At 71.8% G+C, this 20741-nt stretch carries 24 protein-coding genes, 2 tRNA genes and 1 pseudogene; 12 read left to right on the top strand and 15 right to left on the bottom strand.

What is annotated here, in order from left to right; all coding sequences use genetic code 11:
- Both GPJ59_RS18135 and GPJ59_RS18130 read right to left on the bottom strand, forming a co-directional pair.
- A partial coding sequence (locus GPJ59_RS18135; RefSeq protein WP_219668232.1) for a PAS domain-containing protein occupies positions 1–1660 on the bottom strand: 1660 nt, incomplete at its 3' end.
- 132 nt (positions 1661–1792) lie between these two features.
- Positions 1793–2215: an SSI family serine proteinase inhibitor gene (locus tag GPJ59_RS18130; protein WP_219668236.1), complete on the bottom strand. Its 423-nt coding sequence runs from the start codon at positions 2213–2215 to the stop codon at positions 1793–1795.
- A 180-nt stretch (positions 2216–2395) separates the two neighbouring features.
- On the opposite strand from GPJ59_RS18130, the gene GPJ59_RS18125 reads away from it, so the two are divergent.
- Both GPJ59_RS18125 and GPJ59_RS18120 read left to right on the top strand, forming a co-directional pair.
- A tRNA-Ser gene (locus GPJ59_RS18125) sits at positions 2396–2486 on the top strand.
- Positions 2487–2692: 206 nt separating this feature from the next.
- Positions 2693–2765: transfer RNA gene (locus tag GPJ59_RS18120), tRNA-Arg, on the top strand.
- A 78-nt stretch (positions 2766–2843) separates the two neighbouring features.
- Here the strand turns inward: GPJ59_RS18120 and GPJ59_RS18115 are convergent.
- The 13 genes from GPJ59_RS18115 to GPJ59_RS18055 form a co-directional block, all read right to left on the bottom strand.
- Positions 2844–4079, bottom strand: coding sequence for a tyrosine-type recombinase/integrase (locus tag GPJ59_RS18115; RefSeq protein ID WP_219668231.1), 1236 nt, complete (start codon positions 4077–4079; stop codon positions 2844–2846).
- Positions 4067–4276 carry an excisionase family DNA-binding protein gene (locus tag GPJ59_RS18110; protein ID WP_219668230.1) on the bottom strand — a complete coding sequence of 70 codons (210 nt, stop codon included), beginning with the start codon at positions 4274–4276 and terminating at the stop codon, positions 4067–4069. The genes GPJ59_RS18115 and GPJ59_RS18110 overlap by 13 nt, the downstream gene beginning before the upstream one ends.
- A complete protein-coding gene (gene repSA, locus GPJ59_RS18105; RefSeq protein ID WP_219668229.1) occupies positions 4273–5664 on the bottom strand; it encodes a replication initiator protein RepSA in 1392 nt (463 codons plus the stop codon). The genes GPJ59_RS18110 and repSA overlap by 4 nt, the downstream gene beginning before the upstream one ends.
- Entirely contained in the window at positions 5661–5888 is a 228-nt protein-coding gene (locus tag GPJ59_RS18100) for a hypothetical protein (RefSeq protein WP_219668228.1), read from the bottom strand. Before GPJ59_RS18100 ends, repSA begins: the two co-directional genes overlap by 4 nt.
- Entirely contained in the window at positions 5888–6073 is a 186-nt protein-coding gene (locus tag GPJ59_RS18095; protein ID WP_219668227.1) for a hypothetical protein, read from the bottom strand. The genes GPJ59_RS18100 and GPJ59_RS18095 overlap by 1 nt, the downstream gene beginning before the upstream one ends.
- A 91-nt stretch (positions 6074–6164) precedes the next feature.
- A complete protein-coding gene (locus GPJ59_RS18090; RefSeq protein WP_219668226.1) occupies positions 6165–6473 on the bottom strand; it encodes a hypothetical protein in 309 nt (102 codons plus the stop codon).
- A 23-nt stretch (positions 6474–6496) separates the two neighbouring features.
- Positions 6497–6655, bottom strand: coding sequence for a hypothetical protein (locus GPJ59_RS18085; protein ID WP_219668225.1), 159 nt, complete (start codon positions 6653–6655; stop codon positions 6497–6499).
- A 19-nt stretch (positions 6656–6674) separates the two neighbouring features.
- Positions 6675–6863 (bottom strand): mobile element transfer protein, encoded by a 189-nt coding sequence (locus tag GPJ59_RS18080; RefSeq protein ID WP_219668224.1) that lies wholly within the window; start codon positions 6861–6863, stop codon positions 6675–6677.
- Entirely contained in the window at positions 6863–7051 is a 189-nt protein-coding gene (locus GPJ59_RS18075; RefSeq protein ID WP_219668223.1) for a hypothetical protein, read from the bottom strand. The genes GPJ59_RS18080 and GPJ59_RS18075 overlap by 1 nt, the downstream gene beginning before the upstream one ends.
- 14 nt (positions 7052–7065) lie before the next feature.
- Positions 7066–7749 (bottom strand): DUF2637 domain-containing protein, encoded by a 684-nt coding sequence (locus tag GPJ59_RS18070; RefSeq protein ID WP_219668222.1) that lies wholly within the window; start codon positions 7747–7749, stop codon positions 7066–7068.
- Positions 7750–8069: 320 nt separating this feature from the next.
- A complete protein-coding gene (locus GPJ59_RS18065; protein WP_374200864.1) occupies positions 8070–9419 on the bottom strand; it encodes an FtsK/SpoIIIE domain-containing protein in 1350 nt (449 codons plus the stop codon).
- 5 nt (positions 9420–9424) lie between these two features.
- Entirely contained in the window at positions 9425–9769 is a 345-nt protein-coding gene (locus tag GPJ59_RS18060; RefSeq protein ID WP_219668221.1) for an SCO3933 family regulatory protein, read from the bottom strand.
- Between the two features lie 139 nt (positions 9770–9908).
- Positions 9909–10688 (bottom strand): GntR family transcriptional regulator, encoded by a 780-nt coding sequence (locus GPJ59_RS18055; protein ID WP_219668220.1) that lies wholly within the window; start codon positions 10686–10688, stop codon positions 9909–9911.
- 18 nt (positions 10689–10706) lie between these two features.
- On the opposite strand from GPJ59_RS18055, the gene GPJ59_RS18050 reads away from it, so the two are divergent.
- The 10 genes and pseudogenes from GPJ59_RS18050 to GPJ59_RS18005 form a co-directional block, all read left to right on the top strand.
- On the top strand, positions 10707–11174 hold the full coding sequence (locus tag GPJ59_RS18050; RefSeq protein ID WP_219668219.1) for an NUDIX hydrolase: 468 nt from the start codon (positions 10707–10709) through the stop codon (positions 11172–11174).
- 964 nt (positions 11175–12138) lie between these two features.
- Entirely contained in the window at positions 12139–12336 is a 198-nt protein-coding gene (locus GPJ59_RS18045; RefSeq protein ID WP_219668218.1) for a hypothetical protein, read from the top strand.
- A 403-nt stretch (positions 12337–12739) separates the two neighbouring features.
- Positions 12740–12850 (top strand): annotated as a pseudogene (locus GPJ59_RS18040) (AsnC family transcriptional regulator); the annotation flags it as partial.
- A gap of 11 nt (positions 12851–12861) precedes the next feature.
- Positions 12862–13761 carry a DUF2797 domain-containing protein gene (locus GPJ59_RS18035; protein WP_219668217.1) on the top strand — a complete coding sequence of 300 codons (900 nt, stop codon included), beginning with the start codon at positions 12862–12864 and terminating at the stop codon, positions 13759–13761.
- 155 nt (positions 13762–13916) lie between these two features.
- On the top strand, positions 13917–14255 hold the full coding sequence (locus GPJ59_RS18030; RefSeq protein ID WP_219668216.1) for an antibiotic biosynthesis monooxygenase family protein: 339 nt from the start codon (positions 13917–13919) through the stop codon (positions 14253–14255).
- Complete coding sequence (locus GPJ59_RS18025; RefSeq protein ID WP_219668215.1) at positions 14239–15141, top strand: amidohydrolase family protein; 903 nt, start codon at positions 14239–14241, stop codon at positions 15139–15141. The genes GPJ59_RS18030 and GPJ59_RS18025 overlap by 17 nt, the downstream gene beginning before the upstream one ends.
- Before the next feature lie 160 nt (positions 15142–15301).
- Complete coding sequence (locus tag GPJ59_RS18020) at positions 15302–16069, top strand: response regulator transcription factor (protein ID WP_308120352.1); 768 nt, start codon at positions 15302–15304, stop codon at positions 16067–16069.
- 164 nt (positions 16070–16233) lie between these two features.
- Complete coding sequence (locus tag GPJ59_RS18015) at positions 16234–17784, top strand: sensor histidine kinase (RefSeq protein ID WP_374200863.1); 1551 nt, start codon at positions 16234–16236, stop codon at positions 17782–17784.
- A 25-nt stretch (positions 17785–17809) separates the two neighbouring features.
- On the top strand, positions 17810–19096 hold the full coding sequence (locus GPJ59_RS18010; protein WP_219668214.1) for a bifunctional glycosyltransferase family 2/GtrA family protein: 1287 nt from the start codon (positions 17810–17812) through the stop codon (positions 19094–19096).
- Positions 19093–20741 (top strand): ArnT family glycosyltransferase (locus tag GPJ59_RS18005; RefSeq protein ID WP_219668213.1); only part of this gene is annotated, 1649 nt, incomplete at its 3' end. The genes GPJ59_RS18010 and GPJ59_RS18005, both read left to right, overlap by 4 nt.

Raw genomic sequence — 20741 nt, 5'->3', positions numbered from 1 at the left:
GCGCCAGCGCGTCCCCGCCGTCAGCGCCGTTGCCCGCGGCAGCGGCCTCGTCCTCCAGGAACGCGTCCACGCCGCGCCGGGCCCGCCGTCGCCCGGAGCCCCGCTCCGCGCCGTCACCGGCGCCGGTGACGGCCTCCGTGTTCTCCGTGTTCTCTGTCTCGGGAGCCTTCGGCGCCTCCGGGGGCGGCTCCGGCAGGGTCACGGTCCCCGCCCCGGCCCCGAGCGGCAGCTCCAGGACGTACGCCCCGCCGGGAGCTCCCGGCACCTCGACGGTCTGGAGCACGCCGCCGTGGGCGGTGACGATGCCCCGCACGATCGGCTCGTGCACCGGGTTCCCGCCGTCGTACGGGCCGCGCACCTCGATCCGTACGACATCGCCGCGCTGCGCCGCCGCCACCACGACCGTGGAGTCCATGTACCCGCTGCCCTGCGGCGTCTTGCCGGTGGCGTCCACCCCGGCGACGTCCGCGATCAGGTGGGCGAGCGCGGTCGCGATGCGGTCCGCGTCCACCTCGGCCTCGATCGTCGGCGCGTGCACGGCGAACTGCGCCCGGCCGGGCCCGATCAGCTCGACGGCTCCGTCGACACCGGCCGCCACGACCCCGTCGATCAGCACGTTCTTCTTCTTCAGCTTCTCGGCGCCGGCGTCGAGCCGCTGGAAGCCGAGCACGTTGTCGACCAGCGTCGTCATCCGCGAGTAGCCGGCGGCCAGGTGGTGCAGGAGCTGGTTGGCCTCGGGCCACAGCTGTCCGCCGTCGTCGGCCGCCAGGGTCGCCAGCTCGCCGCGCAGCTCGTCCAGCGGTCCGCGCAGGGCGTCGCCGAGCACGGCCACCAGCTGGGCGTGGCGCGCGGCCAGCGCGTCGTACGGGCGCCGGTCGGTGAAGGTCATGACGGCCCCGACCAGCTGGTCCCCGTCCCGGACGGGGGAGGTGGTCAGGTCCACGGAGACCGGCTGCCCGGCCTTGTTCCACAGCACCTGCCCGCGCACCCGGTGCTTGCGGCCGCTGCGCAGGGTGTCGGCGAGCGGGGACTCCTCGAAGGGGAAGGGGGAGCCGTCGGCGCGGGAGTGCTGGATCAGGCCGTGCAGTTCGCGGTTGCCCAGATCGGTGGCCCGGTAGCCGAGGATCTGCGCGGCGGCCGGGTTGACGAGGACGACCCGGCCCTCGGTGTCGGTGCCCACGACGCCCTCCGCCGCGGCCCGCAGGATCATCTCGGTCTGCCGCTGCGAACGGGCGAGCTCCGCCTCGGTGTCCACGGTCCCGGACAGGTCGCGTACGACGAGCATCAGCAGCTCGTCGCCGGTGTAGCCAGGGTGCGGCTCGCGGTAGGCGTCGCGGCCGTCGAGGTTGGCGCTGGTCACCTCGACGGGGAACTCGCTGCCGTCGGTCCGCCGCGCGATCATCCGGGTCGGTTCGCGCCGCCCGCCGTCGTCGTCACCGGGGCGGCGCATGGAGCCGGGGATCAGCTTGAAGTCGAACTGGGGCAGCAGGTCGAGGACGCCGCGCCCGACGAGGCCCGTGCCGGGGCTCTCCATGACGTCGAGGGCGATCGAATTGGCGTTGACCACCGTGCCGTTGGCGTTGACGAGGAGCAGCGCATCGGGCAGCGCGTCGAGTATTGCTGCGAGGCGAGCAGCGCCTCGGGATGGCCTGCTGCTCACGACGAGCTTCCTCCCCTGACCACGACTACCGGCATGTCACGGGAGGAGTCTAAGGCCACCGGCCCGGCCCGGGAGGTCGGACGGCGGGGCTCTCCCACAGCACGCCGCCCATCCTTCCAGGAACGCCGCCGGTCAGGAAGGCCGACCCGGAAGGAGAGGTTCCAAGTCCTTCCACCGCTTGATCTCGCAGCCGTTGCGGCGCCGGAACCTGGCGTCCACCGGGCGGCCCTGCCATGTTCCCTCGACGTGCGCGGTGGCCGGCCCGCCGTCCTGGAAGGAGCACACCGCGTCCTTGCCGACCGGGGCGAACGGGTCCTTTCCCTGCCGGGCGAGCCGGGCGAGTCGCGCGCACGCCCTCTCCGCCTCCGGGTGGGTGCCGCCGGGCGGGTCGCACTCCAGCCGGTACTCCCCGTCGGCCCGTGGGTTGCCGGTGTCCGCGACGGTGACCGTGAGCCGGTCGGGTGAGGCCAGCAGCTTGGCGAGCGGCAGCGGGGGCAGCGGACCGGCGGCCGCGGCGGCCAGCGCAGAGGTGACGGCGAGGGCGGCGAGACGCATCAAGATCACTCCAGGTCGTCCGTACGTCGTACCCCCTGCCCAACGACGCGCCCGCCTGGACGTTCCTCGCCTTAAGCCTTTGCTCTCGGGGGGCCGCTCCTAGTACCGTGAGACCGGATTGGTGACCGAGCCCACGCCTGTGTCATCATCTGCACGCACCCTCCTCCGCGAGGGCGCGCTGGAGGCGTCGCCTAGTCCGGTCTATGGCGCCGCACTGCTAATGCGGTTTGGGCTTTACCGTCCATCGAGGGTTCAAATCCCTCCGCCTCCGCACCACCGAAGCCCCGGTCCTCATGGACCGGGGCTTCGTCGTGCTCCCGTCAACCCCTACGACGCCCCAAACCTCGGCCGGACGCCTCGTGTGGGGCGATTCGTCCAGGTCAGGGAGGGTTTGCCTAATGGATTTCGCGTCCCGGCGAGGTCCATGTATTGTTGTTCTCGCAAGGCCAACGGGGCGAAAAACCCCGGGAAGCCCAAGCACTCGTAGCTTAACGGATAGAGCATCTGACTACGGATCAGAAGGTTGCAGGTTCGAATCCTGCCGAGTGCACAGCAGGCCAGAGGCCCCGGAGAGATCCGGGGCCTCTGGCGTTTTCCGCTCGTACAGCAGCGAAGTACAGCAACCGCGTCAGCCGCTGCCACCCATTGCTTCGGACAGCTTGCCGAGCGCCTCGCGTACGTCCTCTTCGCTCGCCTCGGCGTACACCTCCATGGTCATGGCGATCTGCGAGTGCCGCAGGATGCGCTGAGCGACCTTGGGGTGGACCTTCAGCGCCACCAAGAGCGAGCCGCAGGTGTGCCGGGTGTTCCGCAGCGGGATCGCGCGGAGGCCGGCGCGCCGGGCCCGCAGGGCGAACATCCGGGTCAGGTTCCCCGGCTCGATCGGGGTCCCGTACTTCGTGGTGAAGACCAGATCATTGCTGCCCTGCCACAGCTCACCGGCCGCCTTGCGATCACCGGTCTGCTGTGCACGCCGCATCCGGAGCGCCTTCAGGCAGAGCGCCGGCAGGGGCAGGAAGTCGTCCGAGTCCTCCGTCTTGGTCTCCCGGTGCAGGATCTGCCGCCCGGCCCGCTGGATCTGGTGGTCGACGTAGAGCTGTCCGGCCTCGAAGTCGACCGACTTCCAGGTCAGCCCCAGCACCTCACCCCGGCGGAGCCCGAGGCAGAGCACGAGCACCCAGGCGGCGAACAGGTGATCGTCCCGGGCCGCACCGTCGGCCAGGAAGCGCCCGGCTTCCGCGACGGACCAGGGCTTGATCCGCTTGCGGCGGGGCTTGGGCACCTTCACGAGGGAGGCGACGTTCTTTCCGATCTCCTCCTCGGTCACGGCATGGGTCAGGGCGGCGCGGAGGGCGTCCCGGGCGCCCTGGACGACGCGGCGGGACGGGTAGGCCTCGCAGCACTCGCCGACCGCGCAGCACTTCCGCCGGTTGGGTGATCGCTTCGCGTCCTTGCCCTGGGCGCAGCACTGGCAGATCGTGGCCAGCTTGTTCAGCCACTCCCGAACGTCCCGCACCGTGAGCTTGTCGAGCCGCTTCGAGCCGAGGTGGGGAGCGATGTACAGCCGGGTGTACCCCTCGTAGGAGACGTACGACAGCGGCGCGAGGTGGGGCTTGACGATCTCCTTGAGCCAGTACGCCAGGAAGGCCGCGACCGTGCGGTGCCGAGTCGCCACAGGCCCCTTCTTAGCCTCGGTGTGCAGCTTGATCCACTTGTCGTGGACCTCCTCGCGGGTCTTGCCGTAGACGTACTTCCGCTTGCGCTTCCCGTCCGGGGTGTCGACCCAGACGTACGCCGCGAACCCGTTCTTGTAGGGGTAGATGGACCCCTCGCCGTTGGCCCGCTTGCCGCTCATGCCGACCACCGCTCCGCCTCGGAGGCGATCCGCTCGACGTACTCGTCTACCCAGGACGGCAGGATTTTGCGGTTGCGCCCGACCTTCACGGACCGGATCTCTCCGGTGAGTACCAGCATCTTGGTCTTGGAGAGGCCGAAGCCGAGCATGGCGGCGACCTCGGCGGTGGTGTGCCACTTGGGTTGGATGACGGTGGCTGTCGTCATGACAGGGCTCCTTCCAGGTGCAGTTGGTCGTGCAGGGCTTCGCGGGCGGTTTCGCGGTTGAGCTGGATGTCTCGGGCGATGGAGGCGGCGAGGAGGGACTCGCCGGGGGTGTGGCCGTGGCCGGCGTACTGCCAGGAGGCGAGTACGAGCACGGTGTCCGGCTCGACGTCGGCGAGGCCGCGGGCGTGGCGTTCCTGGGCGGCGCGGTAGTCGGCGCGGGTCTGGCGGAGGGCGCCGAGGGTGGTGGAGTACTGGCGGGACTTGGTGGAGAAGTGGCCGCGGAAGCCGAGCATGTGGGCCCAGGCGGCGAGGCGGCGGTCTGGGTAGAGCGGGTCGAGGTCGAGGCAGGCCTCGATGAGGCGGGCGGCGTGGTTGGGGACGTCGAGGAGGACCAGGGCTTCGCGGTTGCCTACGCGGCGGTCGAGGGTGCCGGTGTTCTCGGCGGCTTTGGTGGCGTACTTGGCGACGTAGGAGGCGACGGCCTGTTCGGTGACGTCGGAGCCGTCGCCGAAGGCCTTGATGGGGCGGATGTCGAGCTGGGCGCCCCAGCGCAGGACGCGGGCGGGTTGGTCGGCGGCGGCCGGGACGGTGATGGACGTGTACGTGTGGTGGGCGGCGGCACGGATGGCTTCGGTGAGGAGTCGGGTGCTGGCCCAGTGGGGCGGCGGGGTGTGGGCGCCTTCGGGTCCGTCGAGGCGGATGACGGCGTGGAAGTGGATGGCGCCGCGCTTCTGGAACTCGGCGACCTTGCCGAAGGAGACCCGGCAGACCTCCTTCAGCTCGCGTTGGGTGAGGCCGGCGCGGGCGGCGATCTCGCGGCGCAGGCGGGTGGTGAAGCGGGACCAGAGCTGTCCGGCATGGTTGTTGAAGAGGACCGCGCCTGCGTAGTCGTAGGTGGTCGGGTCGAGGGCGGTGCCGAGGACGCCCTCGCCGGGCGTGTGCTGGGTTCCGCAGCGGCAGCTGCCGGAGTCGGGGCGGTTGTGGACCGGGCCGAAGGAGGGGGCGGTGAGGGTGGCGAAGACGCGGGGGTGTTCGCGGACGGTGGCGGGGATGTCGCGGCGGTCGTCCCCGGCGAGGCCGGCGCGGATGAGGTGGAAGGTGTCGCCCGCGTAGGTCCAGGCGCAGGACGGGCAGCGGGAGGCGCGGCGGTTGCCGCAGGCGATGCGGAGCCGTGCGCCGGGTTCGTCGGCGGTGGAGTACCGGTGCAGGGTGGTGCCGGAGGCCTTGTCCTGGGTGAGGGACCAGCCGGTGACGTGGATCGGGTCGGCGCATCCTCCGGTGCGGTGGACCTGGTCTTTCCAGCGGTCGAAACCGGGAGCCCCGGCCACCCTGAGCAGGTCGCCCAGGGTGGCCGGGTCCAGGTCCGCCGTGGTGGCGGCGTCGGTCATCGGCGCCGCCGCTTGTAGGCGTCGCGGGTGGCCTCGATCTGGTCTGCCTTGGCGATCAGCTCGTTGCGACGCTGTGCGGCCTGCTCCAGGTCTCGGCGCGCTTCCGGGCTGGCGTCGAAGTTGGTGGCGTAGGCCTTGTCGAGGGTGTCGTTGTGCGCCATGACAGCCGCGTTGTTGGCCTCACGCACGGCCTTGTCCAGCTTGCGTCCGCTGAAGATGCCCATCAGACGTGCACCTCCGTCGGGGCGGTGCGGGCGGGGCGGGTGCCGGTGCCGTGGCAGGCCGGACAGTGGGCGGTGATGGTGCGGAGGTGGCCGGCGCTGTTGCGGCCGCCGAGGGTGATGGCGGCGGAGGCGTGGCCGTCGCAGTTCGGGCAGATCTGCCGCGGGGCAGGGGTGGGCTGGGTCATGATGGTGCTTCCTTCCGGATCGTTTGGTTCGGGCAGGAGCACGGCGCCGGGACGGCGACTTCTTGGCGGTTGACGACCGTCCCGGGGCCGGTTACTTGCTGGGCCTCTTGGGGGTCTTCAGGGCGAGGGTGACGAGGCTTCCGCCGCCGACGAGGGTCGGAATGGCGGCCTTGAGCGCGGCCGCGGTCGTGGCGGCGACCTTGACCAGGGACAGGATCGCCACGGTGGTCACGTAGACCAGACCGCAGACGCCGACGGTGGCGACGAGGACCAGGGCCACCGGGCCGACCCATGAGCGCTGGGTGGTGTGGACGATGACTACCGATCGCGGGTCGGTACCCGGCGGGATCAGGTCGGCCGGGATGTGTCCGCTGCGGAGCTGAGCGTCGGGCTGGTTCACGGCAGTTCTCCCTTCCGGCCCGGTTACTTGATCGCGGTGCCGATGGCGGGAGCGAGGATGCTGTCGGCGAGGAGGAAGCCGCCCAGGAGCAGCAGGGCGACCAGCCACCAGGGCGGGCGGATGAGCTTGATCCCGAGGAAGCCGATGACGGCGACGGCGAGCCAGAGCGGGACGGTGTTCACGACGGGTCTCCCTTGGTCGTCAGCGGGGCGAGCATCGGTGGGCGGTGGCGGCGAGTTCGGCAGCGGCGCGGTCGAGGTAGTCGCCGGACCAGCCGCAGCCGGGCGCGGTGCAGGCGGCGGTGTGGGCCTCGCGGCCGTGGCGGTCGGTGTAGGTGGCGACCTGGACCGGGCCGAAGCGGCGGACGTCGCGGAAGCGGTAGCGGGCCATCACCGGTCTCCGTTCGCGGGGAGGACGCGGCCACCGAACTGGCGGAGGATGTCGGCCGCTGCGGTCGGGTCGGGGGTGCGGTTCGCCGCTTCCTCCGCCAGCAGCTTGGCGAGCAGGGGGTGTCCGGTGTCGGCCATCTCCTGGGCGGCGTCTACGTAGTCGGCGGCGGAGGGTTCGTTTCCTGCCATGTGCGTGAGTCCTCTCAGGCGAGCTGTGCGGCGATGGCGTCGGCCATCGGGGCAGGGACACCCAGGCGAGCGCGCAGGGCATCGGTATCGATCGGGGTGCCGGTGCGGGCGCGGTGTTCGTCGGCGACCTTCCGGCCGTAGGCGAGGAGCGCGTCCGGGACGGCAACCGCAGGGGCCGGCGCGGGCAGGGCCGGAGCAGGCTCGGGCGCCGGGATCTCGGCGGCGACCGGCTCAGGCTCCGCCTCGGGGAGCGGTACGACGTCGAGGACCTGGCCCTCGTCCTGGTCGTGCTCGACGTCCGGCGCCGGCATCGGCATCGGCTCGGGGTGGTGCTTGTGGACCAGGAGCGTTCCGCCGAGGAAGGCCAGTGCGGGCCATCCGGCGACGAGGATCCGCAGCCAGGCCGGGACGTCGTTCAGGTCGAGCAGGCCGGCGGTGGCGACGTTCGCGCCGAGCGAGGCAGCGAGCGCGACGGCGAACCAGGTCCACGCGGACCGGGTCGGCTGGCCGGCGTTGCGCAGGAGCCGGAGCCGATGCCAGGCGGCGACGAGGAGCAGGTCCACGCTGATCGGGTAGGCCCAGGCCTTCCACCCGTCCTGACCGGCAGCGGCGGCAAGGTCGTGCAGGTGGGCGAAGGACAGTGCCCCGGCCATGACGGCTTGCACGAGGACGGCGTCCGGCCGGATCTTGCTGTGCATCGTGATTTCACCTCCTTCGGGACGTGCAGCAGAGGGCGGGGCCCGGCGTCAGCCGGCGGGGGCTTCGCCGGTGCCCATGCATGTCAGGCAGAGGGCGGCTTGCCGGTCGTCGGTTTCGCGGAGCTTGCGAGTGCCGACGCGTACGGTCTCGGTGGTCTCGCCCGAGCCGTTGCAGTCGCCACAGGTAGGCGCGGGGGCCGGGGCCCGGCGGGCGCGGGACGTTCGTGGAGCGGCCATGGTGATCACTCCTGTCTCCAGGCATGGGAGGGGTAGGGGACCTGGCGCGATGCGGTCGCGCCGACCGGTTCGGGGAGGGAGGCTCAGACGGTCTGCTTGGACGGCTGAGTGGGCAGCACCGCAGGCTGCATGCGGAAGTCCGCCAAGGCCGGGATGTACGGCGTGCGGTGCGCGGTATCGGCGCAGACGGCCGCGACCTCATCGAGGGAGACGAACGCCGACCGGATGCGGGCCCAGCCGCCGGAGAGCAGGCCGACCACGGCGGTCCCGGGCCGTTCGACGGCGATTTGGGTAGCAGCACCCACTGCACGGACGCTGATGTCGCCGAGGGCCATCTTTGCGGAGGCCTCGTCATTGACGCGGTGCGCGACGCGGCCGGTGAGCTGGGCCCGCAGGGCGGTCGCGCCAGACCCGAGGTCGGAGCCGAACCGCTGCCCGCAGACCTCCAGGTAGATGGCGGCGGCGCGGCCGAGCTGGGCCAAGCGGATCAGCTGGGTGACCATGTGGTCGCGGCGCTTCTCGTCGGCCTTGTTGGCGATCAGGAACAGTTCTGCCACCTCGTCCACGATCAGCACGATCGGCGCCGGCCGGACGTCCTCGGGCAGCCCCCACACGTCCGAGGTGATCTCCTCCACCGCGACACCGGCGCCCAGGCCTTGTGAGGCTCGGATCAGCTCGTACCGCTGGACCATCTCTTCAACGAGCACGTCCAGCAGTTCGGCAGCGTCTTCCGGGGTGTAGGCGAGGGCGGACAGCCGCCGGGCGAACGGCGCCAGCTCCACACCCCACTTGCAGTCGATCCCCACCAGGGCGACCGGCTGCGTCGCCAACCCCTTGATCAGACCGCGCAGGTAGACCGACTTCCCCGACTCCGTCGCGCCGATCACCAACTCATGAGGACTGGCCCGGAAGTCCCGCAGATGTAGCGCCCCGTCCGACCGCAGCGCCACCGGCACCTTCAGCAGCTCAGCGGCGGGGAGCTTGCGCGGCATGACCACGTACCTCAATACGTCGTACCCGACCAGCCGTACCTCCAGGAACCCCGGCTTCAGGGCCCGGACGTACACATCGTGCGTCCGCCAGGCGTGCCGCAGCCGCTCGGTGGCCGCGTCGTAGTCGAGGAAGTCCTGCCCGGGCAGGATCTTGATCCGCAGCACCAGCCCGAACCGCGTTACGCGGATCCGCCGCAGCTTCGGCACGGCCCGAGCCGGAACCCGGTCCAGCACGCCCGCGACGAACACCCGGGACCGAGAGGGCTGTTCGCTCAGCCCGCAGGCCTCCATCACCGACCGGTACGACCACAGCAGCCGGACCACGACGACCACCCAGCCGAACCCGAGCCAGTACCAGCTGGGCCGCTTCCACCTCAGCCACCCCAGCCCACCAGCGACCAGCGCTAAGCCCCCCAGGGCGGCGACCTGTCCCCCGGTCACCGGAATCAGGCCTTGACCGGAGCGGCGAGGGAGGTGACGGCGGCGGCGCGGTAGCTGATCCCGTGCCGCTTCTGGCCGTTGAACTCGTTCTCCCACGGCCGGGCGATCAGGCCGGTGATCGCGACCGGCGTCCCCATCACCAGCTCGTTCGAGACGCCGGGCTGCGGAACGGTGACGGACAGGACATCGGAGACCCCGGCCATCAGGAACACCACGTCCACGGTGGCCAGCGGCGCACCGGTCTCCAGGTCGGTCGCGATCTCACCCGTCCGCCTGTCCTTGATCTTCGGCTGCGGCGGCTGGGCCACCATCAGCATGGCGGCGGAGGTGTCGACGGGAATCTGACGCATGACAGATCACTCCTCTATAGAGGCTGGACTTCGTCACTCCTGTATAGGAGTGACATGAAGAAGAGTGCCTGACTCCTATACATGAGTCAACCCGCCGCGAAAGAAAACTCGCGGCGGGCTGTAGTGAGTTGAGCGCCCGTCAGTCGGCAGCAGGGATCCGATACTCGAAGACGAACTGGTCAGCAGCCATCAGGGTGTCGCAGACCTCCACGACCCGCCCCTCCTCCGTGACCGCGTTGCGCAGCAGGTGCACGACCGGTGCCCCAGGGCTCAGCGCCAGCTCCGAGGCCTCAGCCTTGGCCGCCGGCCGGGCCTGGAGCGTCTCCACGAACTCCGCGAACTCGTGGCCGTGCTCCTCCAATCGGGCGTAGATGCCGCCGCCACCGGGGTTCTCCTCGAACAGCTCAGGGATGTCCTTCACGACGTCCCACGGGAGGTACGACGTAGCCGTCTCGACCGGTGTCCCGTTCCGGAAGTACAGGCGCCGGCGCGCGAGGACCTTCGTGCCGGGGGCGACCCCCAGCCGACCGGCGATGCCCTCGGGGGCCTCCATGGGTCCGATGTAGATGACGCTGACCTTGGCGGTGGCGCCCGACTGCTCCGACTCCGCGAGGTACGCGGCCTTGCCCCCGCGGCGCAGCGAGCGCCGGAAGCGATCCGACGATCGGTGCCGTACGGGCGGCCGGGCCTTCACGTACGAGCCCTTCCCGTGCAGGGTGTCCACGAGCCCACTGGCGCGGATCTCGGTCATGGCCTTACGGATGGTCCCGCCGGACACGCCGTAGCGGTCGACCATCTCTGCTTCGCTCGGCACCTGGTCGCCTGGCTTCAACGCGCCGGCGCGGATCTGCTGAACGATGTCCTCGGCGATCTGCAAGTACCGAGGTACGGCCTTGCCACCTCCTACAGCTGTTCCCATGGTCCTTCTCTTCCTCCTATGCTCCTGTACATGAGTAACAGTGCCCCGACGACCCGGTCAACGCCTCGCCACTCCGTGTCCGTAGCCGGTGTGGTGGTCCGCGATGACGGCCGGCTGTTGGCGATCCGGCGGGCGGACAATGGGACGTGGGAGTTGCCGGGCGGGGTGCTGGAGATCGCGGAGACACCGGAGGAAGGTGTTCGGCGCGAGGTCCTGGAGGAGACCGGGCTCGACGTGGACGTGGCGGAGCTGACGGGGGTCTACAAGAACGTCACGCTCGGGGTCGTCGCCCTGGTCTTCCGGTGCAAGGCGACCGGGGGTGCCGAGCGCACCTCCGACGAGACCACGGCTGTCCAGTGGCTCACGCCCGAAGAGGTCTCCGAGCGGATGTCTGAGGTCTACGCGATCCGACTCCTGGACGCCCTGGACGGGCACGGGCCACACGTGCGGAGCCATGACGGGCGCCAGCTGTTCCCCGTGCGGTGAAAGTTTCCCTACTCCATCAAGGCACCCGCCGCGCACGGCGCGGCGCGCGCGGCCCGTCGCCCGGGCCTGCGCTCCTGTCTCCGCCGCCCGCTCCGGCCCCGCCGCCGGCCGCACGCCGTAAGTCCGGCGAAGGGTTGATGGGCGGGACAACCCCTCCGAGGCCAGCGCCGTCAGCTCCACAACGCCCCACGGCCCGACCAGGCTTCCAGTGTCGAGCGAGCCTGGCCCTCCACCTGAACCACTCCGGTCGGCGCCACGGCCAGCCAGGCCTGTCAGAGCAGCTGCGGCATCCCGACACCAAACCCGGGCGCCAATGCCTGGCGACGCCACCAGGTCAGAACGATGCCTCCGGCGGGGGCGCTCCGACTCCGGGATGCATGGGGCCGTCGTGCGAGTGCGGCTGGGATTGTGGTGCAGGTGTGGGCTGTCATCCCGCCTGCCGTCGACCCAGGCAAGCCATAGCAGACCAGGCTCCTGGGGCCCAGGTCGTTCGTCCAGCAGGGCGCTCCACCTGGGCCCCAGGAGCCTGCCCCGCTATCACTCCGTGTGGGTCGACGGCAGACGGGATGACAGCAGGGGCGCGCTGTGGCCAGGGCCCACTCACCCGTTCCCCTGGAAGACCTTTCAGCCAAGACTGGCTATTTTCAGCCAAAACATTGGTCGGCATTATCCCGATTAGTCGTTTTTTGCGGTTACGCAAAGCAAAGTCAAACCGGCTTTACTTTGCAAAGTGGGAAACCGGGAGTCGCTGCTCGTGGCGGGTTGCTGTATTACGTAAATCCGCTATGGACGCTTGATGTTCAAGGGTTAGGCGCTCTGACCTGCAAACAATGTCAAGTCGGTTGGCTCTTTGCGTGTGGATGTGGCTGCGCTCCACTATGAACTCAAGCAAACAAGAGCCCATCCCGCTGACAGGCTTCCAGGCGGTGGCAGCGGGATGGGCTAAGCCGTAGGAGGCTCGTCTATGAGTGTGGCCCTTCCCTACCGGGATCTGTCAAACCCGATGCGTAAGTCGTGGGTTATCGCGGTCATCGTCGTCCTGGTGTTGTTCCCTGCCTCGGCTCAGGCGCTGAGCACCTTCACGGACGCCGTCAGCTGTCTTGTTGCGCTTGGTGGCGCGGGTACAGCAGCCGCGTACCGCAACCACCGCAACCGCACCTGAGCCCCAGCACCCTGGCGAGGCCTCAAAGCGGCCGGTATGAACGTCGTTGACCGGTCTCGCTAGAGCTACGGATCAGAAGGTTGCAGGTTCGAATCCTGCCGAGTGCACAGCCTGAAAGGCCCCCGGTTCGCCGGGGGCCTTTCGCGTTGTCGGGGCGGCCCGGTGTGGGCGGCCCGCGCTGATCTCGCCGGGCGTGTGGTGGTTCTCGTGGGCCGGGGTGTTGTCGTTCGGGTTGCCGGTTCGGACGTGGTCGTCCCGGGTTTCGTGCAGGCTGAGGTTGGTTCTGGCAGATGTGATTCTTGTTTGGTTTGAGTGGTCTGAACGTCATCTGGGCCGATGGTGGCATTGCAGGATGCGGTACGGTCTCCGCCAGGGCTTGGGGTCAGGGTGGGAGGTAGATCGCGTGGACGAGATCGGCCGGGCGCTCGTGCGTTGTCTGCAGCAGGATGCCGGGCAGTCCTACGCCACCCTGGGCGCGGCCGTCGGGCTCTCCGCGGGTGCTGCGCACGAGCGGCCGCTCCCGCTGTGACCTGGTGGTGCACCGGGCTGCGCTGGAGCGGAGGGCGCCCCGCGATCGGCTGGTACCGGGCGGAGGGGCCCGGCGAGCGCGCCGAGCGCGAGAGCGTGCTGGACTTCGGGCGCCCGCTCGCCTTCGCCGGCCGCGGCGCACGGCACTGCCTCGGTGTCCGGCGGGGCGGCCGGCGCACCCCGTGCCCGACCGGGGCCGGGGTCCCGGGGCGGGCCGGCAGTGCGCAGTGCCCCGAGTGCGCCCGCCTGGACCGCTCCTTCTCGGTGGCCGCCGACACCAACGCCGCCGATCCGCGCCCGTACCGCGTCTACCTGGCGTGGTTCGGGCCGGACCTGGTCAAGGTCGGGATCACCGCCGAGGAGCGCGGCTCGGCGCGGCTGCTGGAACAGGGGGCGGTCGCGTGGACCTGGCTGGGCCGCGGTCCGCTGATGGCGGCCCGGCGTACCGAGGAGCTGTTGCGGGCCGCCCTCGGGGTGCCGGACCGGATCGCGTACGTGCGCAAGCGCGCGGTACGGGCCCAACTGCCGCCCGTGCCGCAGCGGGCGGCCGAGGTGGCCGGGCTGCACGAGCGGGCCGCCGCGCTGCCCGACTGGCCGGACTCGCTGGACCGGCTGCCCTGCGAGGTCGTCGACCACGCCCGGGAGTTCGGGCTCGACGGGCTGCCGCGACCGGAGCGGGTGCTCGACGCGATGGTGCCCGGTGGGGTCGTGGCCGGGCGGCTGGTGGGGGCGGCGGGCCCGGACCTGCACTTCGCCGACGGGCTGGTGGTGGACGCCCGGCTGCTGGCCGGCTGGGAGCTGGTCCCGGTGGATCCGGCGGGCCTGTCGGGTCCGGCGGTCACCTCCGTGCCGGTGCGGGCGGTGGGGGCGACGGCGTCGCAGGACGGCCTCTTCTGAGGGCGGGGCCGGGGGCGGGGCCGGGGGCGGGGCCGGGGTCAGCGGGTCGGGGTAGGCGGGCCGGCGGACGGGGCAAGGTCAAATCTTGGATCCCTTTGGCCCGCCGGGCCGTTCTGCGGTGGACATGCGGGGACCCGGCCGCGGAGGGTGAGGGCATGAGCATCCAGCCCCTTCCGGCGTTCGAACCGCCTTACGTCATGTCCGTGTTCACCTCCGTCCGCACGGCGGACGACACCGGCTATCCGGAGACCCTGGCCCGCATGATCGAGATCGTGCGGGAGAACCCCGGATTCCTCGGCTACGAGTCCGCCCGCACCCCCGGCGGCCTCGGCATCACCGTCGCCTACTTCCGCGACCACGAGTCCCTGGCCGAGTGGCGGCAGGAGTTGGAGCACCAGGCGGCCCAGAAGGAAGGCCGAGCCACCTGGTACGAGAGCTACACCCTGCACGTGGCGACGGTGGAGCGGAGCCACGGATTTGTCCGCAACGGCTGAGGCGGTCCGGGCCTTCCGGGACCGGCTCGGGGTGCCGGGACTGGTCGACGTCCACACCCACTTCATGCCCGAGCGGGTCATGGCCAAGGTGTGGGACTACTTCGACGCCGTCGGCCCCCTGACCGGTGTGGAGTGGCCCATCGCCTACCGGCACGAGGAAGAGGAACGGGTCGCCCTGCTGCGGGAGTTCGGGGTGGTCGCCTTCACCTCGATGCTCTACCCGCACAAGCCCGCGATGGCGGCCTGGCTCAACTCCTGGGCCGCCGGCTTCGCCGCCCGGACACCGGACTGCCTGCACACCGCCACCTTCTACCCGGAGGAGGGCGTCGAACGGTACGTACGGCAGGCCGTCGAGGACGGGGCGCGCGTCTTCAAGGCGCACGTGCAGGTCGGGGCGTACGACCCGACCGACGACCGCCTGGAGCCGGTGTGGGGCCTGCTGGCCGAGGCGGGGATCCCCGTCGTGGTTCACTGCGCTTCCGGTCCGGTGCCCGGCAAGCACACCGGGCCGGGCCCGGTGGCCCGGCTGCTCGCCAGGCACCCGCGGCTGCCGCTGGTGGTCGCGCACCTGGGGATGCCCGAGTACGCCGACTTCCTCGACCTCGCCGACCGGTACCCGGCGGTGTTCCTGGACACGACCATGGCCTTCACCGACTTCGCCGAGCGGCTGGCCGGCTTCCCGGCAGCCGAGCGGGGCCGGCTGGCGGCCCTCGGGGACCGGATCCTGCTCGGCACCGATTTCCCCAACATCCCCTATCCGTACGAGCACCAGCTCCAGGCCCTGGACCGGCTCGGCCTGGGTGACGACTGGCTGCGCGCCGTGTGCCACGACAACGCCGCCCGGCTGTTCGACCTGGACACGGCGCGGCGCCCGGACGCTCAGTAGCCCTTCAGGAGTTCTTCAGGAGTTCTTCGGGGGTCTTTCAGCGTGATCGCCGTCGTCGAGTGCGGGTGCGTGCTCGACGGCTGCCGGCCGGGGCGGTTTCTCAGGAGATTCACAGAAAGGCGCAAGGGGGCTCTCAGAGGCGGCGGTCAGCCTGAGCGCCATGACAGCGACGACCACACACCCCGCGTCCACGTCCGCCGCCTCCCCCGCGGCGCTGCTGCGGCCCGACGGCGGGCCCTGCCGCATCCTCGTCGTCGACGACGAGGCCTCCCTCTCCGAGCTGCTGTCCATGGCCCTGCGCTACGAGGGCTGCGAGGTCCGCACCGCGGGGGACGGGGCGGCCGCGATCAGGACGGCGTGCGCGTTCCGGCCGGACGCCGTGGTCCTCGACGTCATGCTCCCGGACATGGACGGCCTGGCCGTCCTGGGCCGGCTGCGCCGCGAACTGCCGCACGTGCCCGTGCTGTTCCTGACCGCCAAGGACTCCGTCGAGGACCGCATCGCCGGCCTGACGGCCGGCGGCGACGACTACGTCACCAAGCCCTTCAGCCTGGAGGAGGTCGTGGCCCGGCTGCGCGGCCTGATCCGGCGCTCCGGCGCGGCCCGGGCCGCGCGCAGCGAGTCCGTCCTGGTGGTCGGCGACCTGCGACTGGACGAGGACAGCCACGAGGTCAGCCGGGGCGGTGAGGAGATCCACCTGACGGCGACCGAGTTCGAGCTGCTGCGCTACCTGATGCGCAACCCGCGCCGGGTGCTCAGCAAGGCGCAGATCCTGGACCGGGTGTGGAGTTACGACTTCGGCGGCCAGGCCAATGTCGTCGAGCTCTACATCTCCTACCTCCGGCGCAAGCTGGAGAGCGGGCCCGGTCGCAGCCCGATGATCCACACCCGGCGCGGGGCCGGCTATCTGATCAAGCCGGGCGAGTAGTGCGGCTGCTTCCCAGACTCGTCGTACGGCTGCTTCCCAGACTCTCGGTACGCTCCCCCCGTCCGGCACACCCACCCCGTCCGGCACGTCCACGCCGTCCCGGCGACGGCGTTTCACGTGAAACATCGCGCCCCGCACGGCGGTGGTCCCTGCGCACCCGGCTCGTGGTCACCGCGGTCGCGCTGATCGCCGTCGTCGGCGCGGTCATCGGCACCGTCACCACCCTGGCCCTGCGCTCGTACCTGGTGGGGCAGCTCGACAACCAGCTGCGCAGCACGGTCGAGCTCGCCTCCGGGCCGCCCGGAAAGGGCGGGGTCCGGCTCGGCGACAGGTCCGCCGACGGTAAGCCCGGCGACCGGGCCACCTGCCGGCGCTCGCCCCAGCCCTTCGGCTTCGTCCGCGCGCCCGGCACCCCCGTGGGCGCGGTCTCGGCGCTGCTCGACGCCGACGGGACGGTCAGCGAGAGCGTCTCCAGCGAGCGGGCGGACCCGCCGGACTATGTCTGCCTCAAGCGGCTCACCGACGCCGAGGCCCGCACCCTCGCGGCCGCCGCCCGCCGCGGCGGTGGCGGGCCGGTGACCGTCGACCTGCCCGGCCGTGGCTCCTACCTGGTGCGCACCGGATCCCTGCCCGGGGGCCGCATCGTGCTGGGCTTCCCGCTCGACGGCGTGCATTCCACCGTCACCACCCTGATCGCCGTCGAGGTCTGCGTCACCCTGGCCGGGCTGATCGCCGCCTCCCTCGCCGGACAGGCGCTGGTCGGGGTGGCCCTGCGCCCGCTGCGCCGGGTCGCCGCGACCGCCACCCGGGTCTCCGAACTCCCCCTGCACAGCGGCGAGCCGGCCCTGCACGAGCGGGTCCCGCAGGCCGAGGCCGATCCGCGGACCGAGGTCGGCCAGGTCGGCGCGGCCCTCAACCGGATGCTGGGACACGTCTCCTCCGCGCTGACCGCGCGCCAGCAGAGCGAGATGCGGGTGCGCCAGTTCGTCGCGGACGCCAGCCACGAGCTGCGCACCCCCCTGGCCTCGATCCGCGGGTACGCCGAGCTGACCCGCCGCGGCCGGGAGGAGCCCGGTCCCGACATCCGGCACGCGCTCGGCCGGATCGAGTCCGAGGCGGCCCGGATGACGGGCCTGGTGGAGGACCTGCTGCTGCTGGCCCGGCTGGACGCCGGCCGGCCGCTGTCCTGGCAGGACACCGATCTGGCGCCGCTGGTCGTGGACACCGTCAGCGATGCGCGTGCGGCGGGCCCGGAGCACCACTGGCGCCTGGAACTGCCCGACGGTCCCGCCCCGGTGCACGCCGATCCGGCCCGGATCCAGCAGGTACTGATCAACCTGCTCGCCAACGCCCGCACGCACACCCCGCCGGGCACCACCGTCACGGCACGGGTGCGGACCTCGCCATCCGCACCAGGGCCCGGCACCGTCCGCGTCGAGATCGAGGACGACGGGCCCGGTATCCCGGCCGAGCTGCTCCCCCACGTCTTCGAGCGCTTCGCCCGCGGCGACGCCTCCCGCTCCCGGCACGCCGGATCCACCGGGCTGGGCCTGGCCATCGTGCAGGCCGTCGTCGCCGCGCACGGCGGGCGGGTCGGCGTCCACAGCGAGCCGGGGCGCACCCGCTTCGACGTGGAACTCCCCGTCCGGCCCTCCCACGCCGCGCCGGGGGACCCGGACCCACAGGCACGCCACAGCCTGGCCACACAGCCGTGACAGGCCGCCCGGCGAGGGTCGGTCCATGGCAACCGACACCTCCCCGGGCGCCCTCCCGGCGCGCACCCCGGTCGACGTCAGATCCCCGGCCGCGCAGCGTGCGCCCGGCGCGCCCGTGCTGGACGTCGTGGTCCCCGTCTTCAACGAGGAGAAGGACCTCGGGCCGTGCGTGCACCGCCTGCACGAGCACCTGACGCGCACCTTCCCGTACCCGTTCCGGATCACCGTCGCCGACAACGCCAGCACCGACCGGACGCCCGAGGTCGCGGCCGGGCTCGCCGCCGGCCTGCCGTGCGTACGCAGCGTCCGGCTGGAGCAGAAGGGCCGCGGCCGGGCCCTGCGCACGGTCTGGTCCCGCTCCGAAGCGCCGGTCCTCGCCTATATGGACGTGGACCTGTCCACCGACCTCAACGCCCTGCTCCCGCTGGTCGCCCCGCTGATCTCCGGGCACTCCGACCTCGCGATCGGCACCCGGCTGGCCCGCTCCTCCCGGGTCGTGCGCGGCGCCAAGCGGGAGTTCGTCTCCCGGGCCTACAACCTGCTGCTGCGCTCCTCGCTCGCCGCCCGGTTCAGCGACGCCCAATGCGGCTTCAAGGCCGTCCGCGGCGATGTCGCCGAGCGGCTGCTGCCGCTGGTGGAGGACTCGGGATGGTTCTTCGACACCGAGCTGCTGGTGCTCGCCGAGCGGGCCGGACTGCGCATCCACGAGGTGCCCGTCGACTGGGTGGACGATCCGGACTCCACCGTCCACATCGTCGGCACGGCCGTCGACGACCTCAAGGGCGTGTGGCGGGTGGGCCGGGCGCTGGCCGTCGGCGCGCTGCCGCTGGACCGGCTGACCCGGCCGTTCGGCGACGACCCGCGCGACCGGAACCTGACCGGGGTGCCGCGCGGGCTGGCCCGCCAGCTGCTGGGCTTCTGCGCCGTCGGCGTACTGTCCACGCTCTGCTACCTGGCCCTGTACTCCCTCTTCCGGCTCGGCGCCGGGGCACAGACCGCCAACGCCGCCGCCCTGCTGCTGTCGGCGCTCGCCAACACGGCGGCCAACCGGCGGCTCACCTTCGGAGTCCGCGGCCGTGAACGGGCCCTGCGCCACCAGGCACAGGGGCTGCTGGTGTTCGCCATCGGCCTGGCGCTGACCTCGGGCTCCCTCGCCGCGCTCCACGCGGCCGGCGGCCGCCCGGCCCACACCACCGAACTGGCCGTCCTGATCACCGCCAACCTCGCCGCGACCGTGCTGCGCTTCCTGCTCTTCCGCGCCTGGGTCTTCCCCGAGCGCGCTGCCACCCACCCGAAGGACACCGATCGATGACCACGGCCCCACCCGCCGCCCTCGTACCGCCGCTGCCCGGACGCACCGTCGTCGCGCAGACCGGGCGGGCCCGCTGGGAGCGCCCCGCGCTCGCCGCCCTGCTGCTGGGCACCGCCGTGCTGCTGCTGTGGAACCTCAGCGCCTCCGGCTACGCCAACTCCTTCTACTCCGCCGCCGTCCAGGCGGGCAGCGAGAGCTGGAAGGCCTTCTTCTTCGGCTCCTCCGACGCCGGCAACTCCATCACCGTCGACAAGCCCCCGGCCGCCTTGTGGCCCATGGCCCTGTCGGTCCGGCTGTTCGGGCTCGGCTCCTGGCAGATCCTCGTACCGCAGGCGCTGATGGGCGTGGCGACCACGGCGGTGCTCCACGCCGCCGTCCGCCGCCAGTTCGGGGCGGCGGCCGGGCTGCTCGCCGGCGCCGTGTTCGCGCTCACGCCCGTCGCCGCGCTGATGTTCCGCTTCAACAACCCCGACGCGCTGCTGACCCTGCTGCTGACCGTCACCGTGTACTGCGTGCTGCGCGCCCTCGACGGCGCCCGCACCGGGTGGCTGGTGGGGGCGGGCGCCGCCCTCGGGTTCGCGTTCCTGACCAAGACCCTCCAGGCCTTCGTCATCCTGCCGCCGCTCGCCGTGCTCTACGCGGTCTGCGCGCCGACCCGGCTGCGGCGCAGGCTGGGCCAGCTGCTGTCGGCCGGGCTGGCGATGGTCGTGGCCGGCGGCTGGTGGGTGGCGGTCGTGGAGCTGTGGCCGGCGTCCTCCCGGCCGTACATCGGCGGGTCGCAGAACAACTCCTTCCTCGAACTGACCCTCGGCTACAACGGCCTGGGCCGGATCAACGGCAACGAGACCGGCAGTGTCGGCGGTGGCTACCGGCCCGGCGGCGGGGGAGGCATGTGGGGTCAGACCGGTGTCGACAGGCTGTTCTCGGGCGCCGTCGGCGGGCAGATCTCCTGGCTGCTGCCGGCCGCGCTGGTGCTGCTCGTCGCCGGGATCGTCGTCACCTGGCGGGCCCGGCGGGCCACCGACTCGCTGGAGAGCATGGCCCGGGCCGCCTTCCTGGCCTGGGGCGGCGGGCTGCTGATCACCATGGCGGTGTTCAGCTTCATGCAGGGCATCTTCCACGAGTACTACACCGTGGCGCTGGCCCCGTTCGTCGCCGCGCTCGTCGGGATGGGCGTGGCCGTGCTGTGGGAGGAGCGGCACAGCGTGCCCGCCGCGGCCACCCTCGCCGGCTCGCTCGCGCTGACCGCCGCCTGGTCGTACGTCCTGCTCGGCCGCGCCGAGTCGTACCTGCCGTGGCTGCGCTGGGCGGTGCTGGCGGCCGGGCTGGCGGCGGCGGCCGGGCTGCTGGCCGGCAGCCGGTTCGGACGGGGCTTCGCCCTCGCCACGGCCGCGGTCGGGCTGGCCGCGGCCCTGGCCGGACCGCTCGCGTACTGCCTGACCACGGTGAACAGCGCGCACACCGGCTCCATCCCGACGGCCGGGCCGGCGGTGGCCGGTGGCACGGGCCGCCCGCCCGGCCTGCGGTGGCCGGGCGGGGGTGGCCGCCCCGGGGGCTGTCTCCTTTACACATCTTATGCTGCCGACGATCTTACGCTGTTTGCTTGTTCTATGTCGTGTGTATCTGCGACATGCGCCACCAAGTT

Origin of the sequence: Streptomyces bambusae (assembly GCF_019400985.1) — a bacterium.
GTDB classification, from domain to species: Bacteria; Actinomycetota; Actinomycetes; order Streptomycetales; family Streptomycetaceae; genus Streptomyces; species Streptomyces bambusae_A.
Note: the sequence above shows the minus strand (reverse complement) of the source record. Positions and strands in the feature narration are given on the sequence as shown.

Bases quoted from the DNA above. Each gene is read 5' to 3' on its own strand.
- GPJ59_RS18130 (WP_219668236.1), bottom strand. From the start codon at position 2,215: ATGCGTCTCGCCGCCCTCGCCGTCACCTCTGCGCTGGCCGCCGCGGCC.
- GPJ59_RS18110 (WP_219668230.1), bottom strand. From the start codon at position 4,276: ATGACGACAGCCACCGTCATCCAACCCAAGTGGCACACCACCGCCGAG.
- repSA (WP_219668229.1), bottom strand. From the start codon at position 5,664: ATGACCGACGCCGCCACCACGGCGGACCTGGACCCGGCCACCCTGGGC.
- GPJ59_RS18100 (WP_219668228.1), bottom strand. From the start codon at position 5,888: ATGGGCATCTTCAGCGGACGCAAGCTGGACAAGGCCGTGCGTGAGGCC.
- GPJ59_RS18095 (WP_219668227.1), bottom strand. From the start codon at position 6,073: ATGACCCAGCCCACCCCTGCCCCGCGGCAGATCTGCCCGAACTGCGAC.
- GPJ59_RS18080 (WP_219668224.1), bottom strand. From the start codon at position 6,863: ATGGCCCGCTACCGCTTCCGCGACGTCCGCCGCTTCGGCCCGGTCCAG.
- GPJ59_RS18075 (WP_219668223.1), bottom strand. From the start codon at position 7,051: ATGGCAGGAAACGAACCCTCCGCCGCCGACTACGTAGACGCCGCCCAG.
- GPJ59_RS18070 (WP_219668222.1), bottom strand. From the start codon at position 7,749: ATGCACAGCAAGATCCGGCCGGACGCCGTCCTCGTGCAAGCCGTCATG.
- GPJ59_RS18060 (WP_219668221.1), bottom strand. From the start codon at position 9,769: ATGCGTCAGATTCCCGTCGACACCTCCGCCGCCATGCTGATGGTGGCC.
- GPJ59_RS18055 (WP_219668220.1), bottom strand. From the start codon at position 10,688: ATGGGAACAGCTGTAGGAGGTGGCAAGGCCGTACCTCGGTACTTGCAG.
- GPJ59_RS18050 (WP_219668219.1), top strand. From the start codon at position 10,707: ATGCTCCTGTACATGAGTAACAGTGCCCCGACGACCCGGTCAACGCCT.
- GPJ59_RS18045 (WP_219668218.1), top strand. From the start codon at position 12,139: ATGAGTGTGGCCCTTCCCTACCGGGATCTGTCAAACCCGATGCGTAAG.
- GPJ59_RS18030 (WP_219668216.1), top strand. From the start codon at position 13,917: ATGAGCATCCAGCCCCTTCCGGCGTTCGAACCGCCTTACGTCATGTCC.
- GPJ59_RS18020 (WP_308120352.1), top strand. From the start codon at position 15,302: ATGACAGCGACGACCACACACCCCGCGTCCACGTCCGCCGCCTCCCCC.
- GPJ59_RS18010 (WP_219668214.1), top strand. From the start codon at position 17,810: ATGGCAACCGACACCTCCCCGGGCGCCCTCCCGGCGCGCACCCCGGTC.